Genomic DNA, 12,455 nt, shown 5'->3' on the forward strand with positions numbered 1-12,455 from the left:
GCTGAGCCGCTGCCGGGCATCTGCTACGGCGTCCTCCTCCGTCAGCGGGCGTACTCGGATCCGATGAGGGCGTGATTGGCGGTGATGTCCGCTATCGCGTCTCCGCGGTCGCACAGATCTTCGGCCAGACGAGTGCGGAGGGCGGTGGGCAGCGCGGGGGCGAAGGTTTTGAAGTAGGCCCGCAGCCAGTCGGGGCGGGCGATCAGGAATGGCAGGTCCGTTGTCATCATGTTCCGGGCCACGATCATCGGCCAGGGCGTGTCCAGCGGGTGGAAGTCGTGATTCCACAGCCCCGGATGCGAGCAGCCGGGGTAGAACTGCCCCAGCATGAACCCCTGCTCGACGAACTGCGTCTTTCGGGCAGCGTGAACCTCGTCGATGACGGTGTGATCGGACAACTCCGTGAGCACCGTGATCAGTGCGTGCGGGCGCTTCCAATCCGAGATCGTCGTGAGGTGGACGAACCGGTCGTACATATCGTCGACCACCACATCGAGTGTCGGTACGGCTACATCACCGTCCACGAAGGTCGCCCACAACAAGCACTTCGCGATCGCCTGGCTGATGAACGGGCACACGGCGCCCGGTCGGCCGAGTTCCTCGTGCGGTGCGGTGAGATACTCCCGAGACCATTGCGCCAACCGCGCCGCGCGGGGGTCCGGCGGTTCCGAGTCGAAGAGGTTGAGCCATTCGACGCCGGAACGATGTCCGGTCAGTGTGGTTATCGGCGTAGTCATGGTGTCTCCTCGGGGTCGAGGCCATCTACACGGTGTGGGTGGCGCGGCATGTGCGTCCGTAGCCGCGGCCCGATGAATTCCAAGGCCGCGGCACTCGTCATTTCGTCGTGGTCGGCGGGAACGCGCAGTGTGGTGATGGTTCCTTCGATGAACGGCCGCCACGAATTCACGCCGAGATCTGGGTCCGGCCGCCCTGCGGCACCGAAATACAGCAGATCGCCGGGGAAGCGCGCCGGACTGTAGCGCCGGGCCATCTCGATCGTGCTCACGCCGGCGCGACACAGCCTGTCACGATGCCGGTCATCCAGCGATTCGGTGTGTACTGCGAACCGGTTCAGCAGGCGCCGTATTCGAGCGGCGTCCGGTGCGTCGTCCGCGAAGGCCTCGTGGGTCAGCACTGCACTGTCCAGCATCGCGAGTAGCGCAACGGATTGGCCGTCGGCCCGTAACCGGACGGCGATCGCATGGGCGATCGAACCGCCGAGCGACCAGCCCAGCAAGCTGTACGGCCCATGGGGCTGGTGTGCCCGAATCTCGGTCAGATAATGGTCGGCGAGCTCTTCGATGGAGTCGAATTCGGCAGCGGGATCGGTGAGTTGGGGCGTTTGCAGTCCGTAGATGGGCGTCTCGGGGTCGAGGTGACCGGCCAAGCCGGCGAACGACCACGAGAGACCGATCGCGGAGTGGATACACCACAACGCCGGTAGTGTGCCGGCCGCACGGATCGGCAGGACGGTACGCAGCGCGGCATCCGGATCGGCCGCGTCCGGTGCGGCCACGCCTCGATCGAGAAGTACGGCAAGCGATTCGGGTGTGGAATGGGTGTAGATATCGCGCACGGTGATCGGCGTCGCGGTGCGCGCGCGCAGGAGCCCGGCGAGTTCGGTGGCGGTGAGCGAATGCAAGCCGAGCGCGAAGAGGTTGTCGTTCGCGGCGACGTCTTCGACGCCGAGTAGCTCGCTGACAGTCCGCACGACAAGTTTCTCGACATCGCCGGAGGCGGGCCGACGCGCCGACGCGGGTGCGGGTGCGGGCAAGGCGGAGCGGTCCAATTTGCCGGCCGGAGTGGTCGGCAGGGCGGCAACCACGCACGCACTGGCGGGAACGAGGTGGCTCGGTAGCAACTCGCGGACCCTGGCGAGCACGTCGTCCGCATCGACCGCGCCGTTTTCGGGGACCAGATACGCGACCATCCGGGCGTCGGGGAGCCCTTGGTGGTACACCGCGACCGCCGCGCGCGAAACCTGCGGGTGGGCGGCGAGCAGGGATTCGATCTCTCCCGGCTCGATGCGGTGCCCGCGCAGGTTGATCTGATTGTCGACCCGCCCGTGGTAATCCAATCTCCCGTCGTCCCAACGGCATACGAGATCACCCGTGCGATACATGCGGCTGCCCGGCGGGCCGTAGGGATTGGCGACGAAGCGGGCGGCAGTGGCGGCGGCGTCGCGGTGGTAGCCGCGGGCGAGGCTGGGGCCGGCCAGATACAGCTCCCCGGGCACATCGGGCGGGCGCAGGGCGAGCCACCTGTCCAGTGGCAGGACGCCGACGCCGGGTATGGGTGCCCCGATGGATACCGGCCCGCCCGGCGTGAGCGGCTCACTCTGGGTGGACACGACGGTCGCTTCGGTCGGTCCATAGCTGTTGATCAGACGGCGTTGCGGGTGTGCCCAGCGGGTGATCACCCGGGTATCGACCGGCTCGCCGCCGGTGACCACCGTTCGAAGATCTGTCAGTTGTTCGGCGTCGAGACTCGACAGCACGACCGGGGAGGACAGGTAGTGGGTCACGCGTTCGCGCGCGAGCAACCGGGTCAGCTCGGCGCCGCCGACGATGCCGGGCGGAACGACGATCAAGGTTGCGCCGCAACTCAATCCGGCGAACAGCTCGAGCAGCGAGGCGTCGAAGACGGGTGCGTGCGCGTGCGCTATCCGGGCGTCGGCTCCGACGCGATAGCGGTCGGTCAGGTGTGCGGTCAGAGCCGCGAGCCCGCGGTGGGTGATCGTGACCCCCTTCGGCCGCCCGGTGGTGCCCGAGGTGAACGTCACGTAGGCGGGGTGATCGACGTGCAGTGGCAGCGTGCGTTCGGCATCGGTCACCACGCCCGGGGACCGGCCGGCGATTCGCGCACTGGTCTCGGGATCGTCGAGGACCACCCAGCCGCGGGCCGGTTGCGGCAGAACCGCGGCATGACGCGCGAACGTGACTCCGGCGACCGGTCGTGCGTCGCTCATCACCGTCGCGATCCGCCCGCGGGGCTGCTCGGGGTCGATCATCAGCGTCGCGGCCCCCGTCATCGTGACGGCCCACCAGGCGAGGACCGATTCGAGGCTGCGGGGGATCGCGACGGCGGCGATCTGCTCGGGCCCCACGCCGAGTTCGATCAGCTCGCGCGCCAAGCGGGCCGCCCGCGATTCCAGTGCCCGGTAGGACAGAGCGCGGTCGCCATCTCGAATGGCGAGTCCGTCGGGGTTTCGGTGCGCGCCGGCGGCGAGCAGTTCGGGCAGTGTTCGGACGGGTGGCGGCGGATCGGACGGTATGACCGGCGGCGTGGCCGGTGCGAGCCGGCTGAGCTCCGTGTCCGGGTCTTCGGCCAGCGTCGTGGCCAGCGTCGAGAACATGCGGGCGTACGCCTCGGCGGTGCGACGGTTGAAAAGGTCTGCGGCGTAGCCGAGTCGCGCGTCGACGCCGATCACGGTCCCGGCGGAGTCGCGCCGCTGGGTCAGTGTGATGTCGAGGTCGAACCGCGCGACGGACAATTCGAGGGGAACCTCGGTGGGCCGCAGCCCGGGAAGCGCCGGTTGCTCGCCGACGGCCGTCTCCACGATCAGCATCGTCTGTGCCGGCTGCAGATCGGACTCGCCGATCGCCGCGACGACTTGTTCGTACGGAACGTCGGATTGCGCGAATGCGGCGATGTCGAAATCCCGGACTCGCGACAGGATGCGGCGAAAACTGTCGGTGGGTTCCACCTGCGCGCGCAACAGGATCGTGTTGACGAACATACCCACCAGCGCGTCGAGCCGGCGATCGCCACGACCGCTGGTCGGCGTGGCGACGACGGTGTCACCGCCGCCGGACAGGCGTTGCAGCCACACCGCGGTCAATGCCTGGTAGGCCATGAAATCTGTCGCGCCGACGGTGTGCGCGACGCGAGACAGACGCTGACACGACACCGGGTCCACAGTGAATGTGATGTGGTCGCCGCGAGCGGTGCGACGGATCGCGCCGGGACGGGAAGCCGGCACGCGCTCCGGTGTCAGGCCCGTCAGTCGCTGCTGCCAGCCCCGGATCTGCTCCGCGCCATACGAGTCGGGGTTCGACGTATCACCGAGAACATCTGTGTGCCACAGGGCGTAGTCGGCATAGGAGACCGGTAGCGGGGACCATCCGGGCGGGTCACCAGCATGGCGAGCGGCGTATGCGGCACCGAGATCGCGGGCCAGCGGCCTCATCGACCAACCATCGGCCACCAGGTGATGCAGGACGAGCACCAGCACGTGCGCGGAGGGGGCCAACCGCAGCAGGGTGACCCGGAAACACGGCTCGACGGAAGCGTCGAAACCCGCCGACGCCAGCGCCGCGAGTCGTGCGCCGAGTTCGTCCGGCTCGATCGGCCGGGGAGACAGGTCGAGCGGTATCTCGTCTACCGGCAGCACACGTTGGGTCGGCCCGTGGGCATCGGCGGGGAATACCGTTCGTAACGGTTCGTGTCGTTCCAGCACATCGCGCAGCGCATCGGTCAGCGCGCCCGTGTCGAGCGGGCCGTCGAGCCGGACCGCGAACGGCATGTTGTACGCGGGACTGTCCGGATCCAGTTGGTTGGCGATCCACAGTCGTCGCTGTGCGGGCGCGAGCGGGATGCGTCCCGGACGTGGATCTCGCCGGGTGAGTTTCACCAGCGCAGCGCCCTCGGATCCGGCATCGATACGACGCGCCAAGGCGGCGACGGTCGGATGCTCGAAAACGTCACGCACCCCGAGCACCGCACCGGTGGATTCGGACAGCCGTGACGCGAGTTGCGTAGCGGCCAGCGAGTGGCCGCCCAGGGCGAAGAAGTCGTCGTCGCGCCCGGCCCGCGCGATGCCGAGTAGCTGCGCGATCGTGGCCGCGACCGCCTCCTCGGTGGGGGTCCGCGGCGCTCGATGGCGCGCCGGGGTCAGCACCGGAGCGGGAAGCGCGGCGCGATCCAGTTTGCCGTTGGCGGTCCGCGGCAGTTCGGGCAGCACGATCGCCGTGGTCGGTACGAGCGGTTGCGGCAGCGCACGCCGTACGCGCGAGAGCACCGAATCGGCGGCGAGTTCGGCGCCGGCGGGGACGAGGTAGGCGACGAGCACGTCACCGGAGGGGCCGGGATGGATCGCCACCGCCGCGCGGGCGACCTGTGGGTCGTCCGCCAACGCGGATTCGATCTCATGCGGTTCCACCCGGATACCCCGCAGGCTGATCTGGCTGTCACCGCGGCCGTGGTAGTCGAAGGCCCCGTCGAGGCGCCGCCGTGCCAGGTCGCCCGTGCGATACATCCGGCTACCGGCGGGACCGTAGGGATCGGCGACGAAGTGGGTGGCGGTCAGGGCAGGGGAGCGGTGATATCCACGGGCGATGCCTGGACCCGATACATACAATTCACCGCTCGCCTCGCGCGGCTGCCGCTGCAGCCGCCGGTCCAGCACGACCACTTCCGCACCGGCCGCCGGTGTGCCGATCGTGATCGGCCCGTCGATGCCGAGCGGTTCGGTTTGGGTGGCGATCACGGTGGTCTCGGTCGGGCCGTAACTGTTGATCAGCCGATGCCGTTCGCTCCACGCCGCCGCGATGGTTCGCGGGCACGCTTCGGCGCCGGTGACGACCGTCTCCAGTTCGGGCAGCGCGGCCGGATCCACTGTCGCGAGCACCGCCGGGGTGGACAGGTAGTGGGTTATCCGCAGACCCGAAAGCAGCCGGGTGAGTGCGCTGCCGCCGATGACCTCGGGCGGACAGACGACCATGGTGGCACCGGCGCCGAACGCGGCGAGGAGTTCGAGCAGTGCCGCGTCGAAGCCGGGAGCGTGCGCCAGCAACACGCGTGAACATGGCCGCACCCGATAGTGCTCGACGATGTATCGAGTCAGATTCGCCAGTCCGCGGTGGGTGATCGACACGCCTTTGGGCGAGCCGGTGGTCCCGGATGTGTAGATCAGATAGGCGGGGTGGGCGCTGCGCAACGGGCGGGTCCGCTCCGAATCGAGAACGGGCGAAGACGGGCGCGCGCCGACCCGGGCGCACGTTTCCGGGTCGTCCACGACGATCCACCGCAGCCCGCCGGATCGCCCACCGGCGTATTCGCCGACGGTGAGCCCGGCTACCGGACGAGCGTCGGCGAGCATCCGGGCGACCCTGTCCTCCGGGGTCGCGGGATCGATCGGCATCCACGTCGCGCCGGTCTTGGCGACGGCCCAGAACGCCAGCACCGAAGCGAGCGACCGATCGACGAGCACCGCCACCACGGTTTCGGGTCCCGCCCCCGCCGCGATGAGCTCGCGGGCCCATTGCGAGGACCGGCCGTCGAGTTCGGCGTACCCGCATCGGACACCCTCTGCCTCGACGGCGCTCGCGCGTGCGTGTGCCGCGCCTTCGGCGAGAATATCGGGAAGTACCGCGACCGAAGATGTTTCGTGGTGCTCGCCGCCCGCTCGATCGTGGAGGTTCGCCTCGTCCGAGGGAGTGAGCATCGGCAGGGTGCACACCAACGTATCGGGCTCGGCCGCCACGACCGCGTTCAACAGTGTCAGGAGCCGGGCATGGTGGCCGGTCAGGACGGCGTCGGTGTAGAGGGCCGGATTCCCCGAGAGGTCGATGCCCAAGGGAGCGCGCGCGCCGAATCGGTAGACATGCAATGCCACGTCTTCGACGCCACCTGCGGGCAGCACCTCCACGCCGGCCGGCTCGCCACCGAACCGCAGCGGTTCATCGACGAGCATCAGGTTGATCACCGGCCCGAGAGCACCACGACCCCCGACTGCCGGCCCCAGGTCCCGCCGGATGTCCTCGAGCCTGTAGTGCTGGTGGCGAAGGGCCCCGGTCACCGCCAGGCGCACCTGCCGGACCAGGTCTGCCACCGTCGTGTCCGAACCGACGTGTGCACGCAGGGGGACGGTATTCGCCACCATGCCCGCCGAGCGACGCAATGCCGCGGTGGTTCGGGCAGCGACCGGGAGCGAGACGACAACGTCGCGCGCCCCCGTCATCCGGGCGATATACGCGAGCGCCGTCGCCACGACGAGCACGGGAGTCTGCGCATCGAAGCGACCGGCGGCCGCCGCCAACGCGTGATCGGAATCGGGGGGCAGTACGCCACGCGCGACGAGCGGAACGGCGCACGGCGGGGCCACCCGGCCACTGAGCGAGGGCACCGTCCGAAGGCCCGTGAGGCACTCCTGCCAGTAGCTACGGTCGCGCTCGGCGCGTGCGGAGCGACCGTAGGCGCACTCGCGCTCGACGATGTCCGGCAGCGCGAGGGCGCCCGACGGCCGGGCTTCGGTTCCGGTGCGCGCCGCGGAATACAGCTCATCGGTGCGGCGCAACAAGATCATCGCGCCGATGCCGTCGATGCCCACGTGATGTGCACGCGAGTACCACCAGTAATGGTGGCGGCCGACTCGGATCAGGTGCGTGCACCCCGGCTCGTCGACGAGGAGGTCGATGGGCGCGCGGAGGTCGGCGTCGATCCATTTCCGGGCGGCTGCCGTGGGGTCGGGATGGTCGCTGAAATCGCTGATCCGAATCGTGCGCGGCAGGCTGTGGTCCACCCGCTGGACGACCCGGCCGTCGTGGCGCAGGAAGGTGAGGAACGGCGAACCCAATTCATGCCCGGCGACCAGGGCGCACCGTTCCAGGAGGGCCACATCGAGCTCGGCCTCGATATCGAGAACGTGAGCGACGCACAGCGGCACCGACGGCAGGAGTTGCTGGGCATGCCACAGACCTGCCTGGGCCGGTGACAGCTCGAACGCTCCCGGGGGCAGAGCGGACGCGGTCTCCGGGCTCGCAGTCGAATCCTCGCAGGTCATGCGCTCATCCCTTCGCGTCGGAACGTGCCCCCGTCCCGAGGTCGCGCGTTCAGCGAATGTGGAATACTCCGAAACACGCCGACCGAAGTACCGGCGCGTGCCCCACCGTTCCGGGCGTTGTGTCTCACCTGAATCCGCGACATATCCGGCGGCCTGATTGCACCAGCGAGGAACTCATGTCCGAACGCAAGGTGACGGTGACACTCGATCAGCTCTCGGCGACGACCCTGTGGACGTTGCGAGACCGCGCACATGCGGCGATGCGGCCGCGGCCACTGATCATCGATCCGGTCGCGATTCAGGCGTATCGGCGAATCGACTACGACTTCGATGGGTTCGGGCGGATCCGGCAATCGCACGCGCTGCGGCCACTGTGCTTCGATCGTGCCGTCGCCGACTTCGCCCGCCGGCATCCGCGAGGTGTCGTCGTGGCGCTGGGCGACGGGCTGGAAACCGGATTCTGGCGTAGTGACTCCGATTCGCTGCGCTGGCTGTCGGTGGATCTGCCCGGCGTCATCGGGGTCCGTGAGCAGGTCATGCCGAAAGACGCGCGAGCCGAGGTCATGGGGTGCTCGGTACTGGACACCCGCTGGATCGAACGCGTCGATGCCGAAGACGGGATCTTGATCACCGCGCAGGGACTGCTGGGGTACCTGCAGCCCGCAGACGCGCTCGGCTTGATCGATGTGTGTGCGCACGCCTTTCCGGGTGGGGAAATGGTCTTCGACACGATTCCGGGCTGGTTGCGCAGGCGCTCCCACCAGGACACGGACTCCACCCGGCCGCCCATGCCGTTCCACCTGACGGCGCGTCAGGCCGCGCGACTGCCACGCGACAACCCGGCGATCAGCGCGGTGACCGAGTTGCGGCTGCCGGCCGGCCGCGGCCTGTGCGGTCCGATCCCCTTCGCTGTCGCTTACCACATTCCGCTCGGTTCGCTCCTGCGGCCCACCACGACGCACGCGCAGTTCGCCCGTGCCGGCGCGCAGCAGTGAGTCGCAGCGCAGCAACGAGTCACAGGGCAGCGGTGAGTCACACCGGTAACGCGATATGAACCTGTCGGGCAAGGGCGATCACTCCGGACGCTGAACAAGGGGACGCTGGCGACTCCGCGCTCCGTCAAGTGGCAGATGAACCGATGCCCCGAACCTTCATCCGCCGCGGGTGTCACCGTCGATTTTCGACCTGGCCGACCACGATGGCGCACGTAGTGGACTACCTCAGCGACGGCAGTGGAGTACGCGACGTCGATCCGCGCCCATGCGTCGGCCGTCCCCGGCCGGTCGGTCACCGTCCGCAGACGATGGCGGCGAGTGCCTCACGGGTATTGACACCGAGTTGCCGCCCGGCGCGATAGATGTGGCCTTCCACGGTGCGGACAGACACGATCAGCCGGTCCGCGATCTGCTGATTCGTCAGGCCTTGTCCGATGAGGGTCGCGATTTCGCACTGCCGGTCGGTGAGCCGGGCGTCGATCGCGATAATCGCCCGGATGGCGGGCGTGTGCGCCCCGCACTCGGTCGCTATGCGGCGGGCGCGTGCCGCCGATGTGAGCGCGGAAACCCGCATCCCGCGGTACGCGTGGGCGCTTGCTGCCTGCGCAGCGCAATCTGCCGCGGCGAGCAGGTCGCCGTATCGTTCGAATTCCGCGGAGACCTCATCCAGCGCAGCCCCGTCGCGGTCGGTGAGCGCAGCGGCCTGACGAGCCGCGGCGGGAGCTCGTGGGCCGTCCACCGAGGACGCCAGGCGCGACAGCCGCTCGGCGCAGGAGGTATCGCCGAATTGCACTGCTGTGTGCAGCGCGAGGACTTCCAGTGAGAGCTGGTCATTCTTCGCGGCCAAGTCCGCCGCCTCGTGCGCGATGGCGATCGCGCCGGCACCGGACTGCTGCCCGGTCGCCACCACCCATGCCCGTACCCGAATCAACTCGGGATCGAGGAACGAGTATCCGGGGTGCCGGGCGGCCTCCGCTGCCGCCATCGCCTCCGCCGCCTCGTCGGCGTCACCGGTGAGTGCAAAAGCCTGTGCGAGCGCGACGCGACAGGCATATCGCATTCCGAACGCGTCGCGCCCACCCAGGCCGGAGGTTGCCTCGCGGAGCGCGCGCACCGCCTCGGCGAGGCGACCGCAGCGCAGTGCGACCCGCCCGTTCACGAACATCGCCGCGGTCCGGATCGGGGCCGGAGCGTCTGCGGCCATCGCCCGGACGTCGGCGGCCAGTTCCTGGGCGCGATGCAGATATCCGGCGTTCACCAGGGCATGGACATGCTCCATATGTACCGCGATCGGCAAAATACTCGTATCGTGACTGCGCGCTGCGATGGCACCGCGGTCGGCGAAGGGACCGATCCGGTCTGTTTCACCGAGGACCCCGAGTGCGCCGACAAGGGCATAGCACGCCGGTGCGACGGCGGCGGGGTCGGCGCAGCCGCTGTCGAGCACACCTCGCGCCGCCCGGGCCGCGACCCGTGGATGGGCACGGCACAGATCGAGGACGGCGCCGAGCGCGATCAAGCTCTGCCGTGCGTCAGGACCGGTGATCGATGACCGTGCCCGCGCCTCGATCAGCTTCGCGTCATCGACCCGGCCCAGGCTCCAGAACATGTTCGTCACGCGGTCGATCGCGACCCGCACACGCTGAGCCTCGTCCCCCACTTCCGCCAACGCCGCCAGCTCGCGCTCTGCCTGTGCGCCGTCCCCGTTCATCGCCAACGCGTGTGCGCGCAACCATCGCGCCGGAAGGCCGCTGCCCGCGGTCGCCGCCGCACCGGCGAGCTGCGCACACAGTTTCGCATCCCCGCGGCCCAGGGCGATGCGCGCGCCGTCCATGAACAGCCTCGGTTCGGGCGGGCGGTCGGACTGCATGGTCAGGACGGCCGCCCGTAACCGGGCGGCGGAGTTGTACGGCGACCGGGTGAGTGCCTGCGCGATTCTTCCGCGCAGGCGAACAGCCTGCAGTGTCCCCGTTCGATCGCGCCGCACCTCGCCATACAAAGGATGGGCAAGGCGCACGGACATGGCTTGCCCATCCCTGAGTTGCACCGTCACCAGCCCACGTTCCTCGGCCTGTTCGATCGCTCGACGTCCCGCGAGTTGTTCCAATGCGCTCACTGTGAGTGGTTCCTCGATCGCAAGAATGTCGACAACCTCGCGCACGAGCGGGTCGAGGGCGCCCATTTGCGCTTCGATCAAACAGGTCAGGGTGGTGGGTAACCCTATGTCTCCGGACCATCGCCACACACCGGACTCGAGCCGCAGCCGGCCCGCCTCACGTTCGGCGGTGACGAGCAGCCGGAGAAACAAGACGGTGCCGCCGGCGAGTCGCCACAGGTGCTCGGCGCTCGAACGCTCGAGTTCGCCGCCCAGCACGGTCTCCAGCAGAACCGTGACCTCCCGCAGCGACAGCGGTCGCAGGTCGAGTCGCTCGAGGTACCCGTCCTTCCACAGCGATGTGATCGCATCCGGTGCCCTGTCGGTCGCCCGCAGGGTCATGACCACGGGCGTCGTGCCCGCCAGGACCAGCTGCTGCACCGCCATCGCGGATTGTTCATCGAGCAGATGCGCGTCATCGACGCCGACCACTACGCGGCGACCATCGATGCGTGCGGCCAGTGCGCGTGCGGCGGGAATCGCCGGCCCCCCGGATTCGCTCGCCGCGCCGTCTTCCTGCAGATGTCTGGACAGTGCGCCGAGTGGTACCGACCGACCGGACTTGGTGCCGACCACCCAACGCTCCCGGGCACCGCTGCGGACGGCCTTGGCCAGGGCCTCGCGCGCCAACCGGGTCTTACCGACTCCAGGGGGCCCGGCGATCACCACTCCGGGTTGCGAATGGTCTCGGCCTCGCATGGCCGCCGAGATGAATGCCAATTCGGCATCCCTTCCGACCAACGGCCACTTCCACGCCACCATAATCTCGACCTTGTTACGGAACGAAACCTCCAGCCGCCGACCCATATCGATTACACGCCTTGACGGCGGTGGTCGCAAGAAAGGTACGCCCGCAGACCGAGACGAGTAGTCGGCTACGTGAGCGTGGTCATCGGGCAGGTTGACGCTTCACTGCGGCGAGCGGTTCGGGGCGAGGCCGAGGGATTCCAGAAGGGCCGCGCCGTCCGGGTCGCGGGCGAGGATCGAACTGCGGGCCTGCTGGTAGGGGCAGTGCGCGGCCTCGAAGTCGGCTGCTGTGGCGAGTACCGCGGAGCGATCGCCGGCGAGCAGAGCGGTGCCGCGGCTGACGATCGCGGTGGCGACCGGGTTGCCCACCACCGTGGTCCGCGCGGAATCCAGGATCGTCGCCGCCTCCGGCCGACCGGCCAGCACCGCCGCCTCGGCGCGCAGCGCCACGTACCAGTGCCGCCAGATCCACAGCTCCTGCTCGTCCAGATCGTCCGGTGCGATGGCCAATTCGGCCCAGGCTCGGTCCGCATGTCCGGCGTGCAACGACTGAAGGGCGGCGAAGACCGCTCGCCAGGCCGCCGGCGCCCCGGACAGCTCGGCGGCGCTCGCCTGCCATCGAGCCTGCGCGGGAAGGTCACCGCGCAGGCCGTGGATCAGCGCGACAGCGGCCGCCGACACCGCCAACTGCGGGGCGCGGGCGCGCCCGGCCAGCTCGCGGGCGTCGGCGAACCGCTGGCTGTCGGCCCACACCGCGTGCGCGTCGCCGGCCAAT

General features: G+C 69.1%; 4 protein-coding genes and 1 pseudogene. 1 reads left to right on the forward strand and 4 read right to left on the reverse strand.

Annotated features, from left to right (window positions below; translation table 11 throughout):
* Positions 1–41: 41 nt before the first annotated feature.
* Together RJ03_RS22965 and RJ03_RS22970 are read right to left on the reverse strand one after the other, a co-directional pair.
* Entirely contained in the window at positions 42–737 is a 696-nt protein-coding gene (locus RJ03_RS22965) for a DUF6875 domain-containing protein (RefSeq protein ID WP_036505667.1), read from the reverse strand.
* Positions 734–7,783 carry a non-ribosomal peptide synthetase gene (locus RJ03_RS22970; protein WP_051025121.1) on the reverse strand — a complete coding sequence of 2,350 codons (7,050 nt, stop codon included), beginning with the start codon at positions 7,781–7,783 and terminating at the stop codon, positions 734–736. Before RJ03_RS22970 ends, RJ03_RS22965 begins: the two co-directional genes overlap by 4 nt.
* A gap of 176 nt (positions 7,784–7,959) precedes the next feature.
* On the opposite strand from RJ03_RS22970, the gene RJ03_RS22975 reads away from it, so the two are divergent.
* Entirely contained in the window at positions 7,960–8,778 is an 819-nt protein-coding gene (locus RJ03_RS22975) for a class I SAM-dependent methyltransferase (RefSeq protein ID WP_036505668.1), read from the forward strand.
* Between the two features lie 292 nt (positions 8,779–9,070).
* Here the strand turns inward: RJ03_RS22975 and RJ03_RS22980 are convergent, their stop codons facing one another.
* Positions 9,071–11,695 (reverse strand): helix-turn-helix transcriptional regulator, encoded by a 2,625-nt coding sequence (locus RJ03_RS22980; protein ID WP_036505675.1) that lies wholly within the window; start codon positions 11,693–11,695, stop codon positions 9,071–9,073.
* A 147-nt stretch (positions 11,696–11,842) separates the two neighbouring features.
* Positions 11,843–12,455: pseudogene (locus tag RJ03_RS22985) on the reverse strand (ATPase); the annotation flags it as partial.

This window comes from Nocardia aobensis NBRC 100429, from assembly GCF_000308375.1.
GTDB lineage: Bacteria > Actinomycetota > Actinomycetes > Mycobacteriales > Mycobacteriaceae > Nocardia > Nocardia aobensis.

Coding starts and splice junctions, on each gene's coding strand:
- RJ03_RS22965 (WP_036505667.1), bottom strand. CDS start 737: ATGACTACGCCGATAACCACACTGACCGGACATCGTTCCGGCGTCGAA.
- RJ03_RS22970 (WP_051025121.1), bottom strand. CDS start 7,783: ATGACCTGCGAGGATTCGACTGCGAGCCCGGAGACCGCGTCCGCTCTG.
- RJ03_RS22975 (WP_036505668.1), top strand. CDS start 7,960: ATGTCCGAACGCAAGGTGACGGTGACACTCGATCAGCTCTCGGCGACG.
- RJ03_RS22980 (WP_036505675.1), bottom strand. CDS start 11,695: ATGGTGGCGTGGAAGTGGCCGTTGGTCGGAAGGGATGCCGAATTGGCA.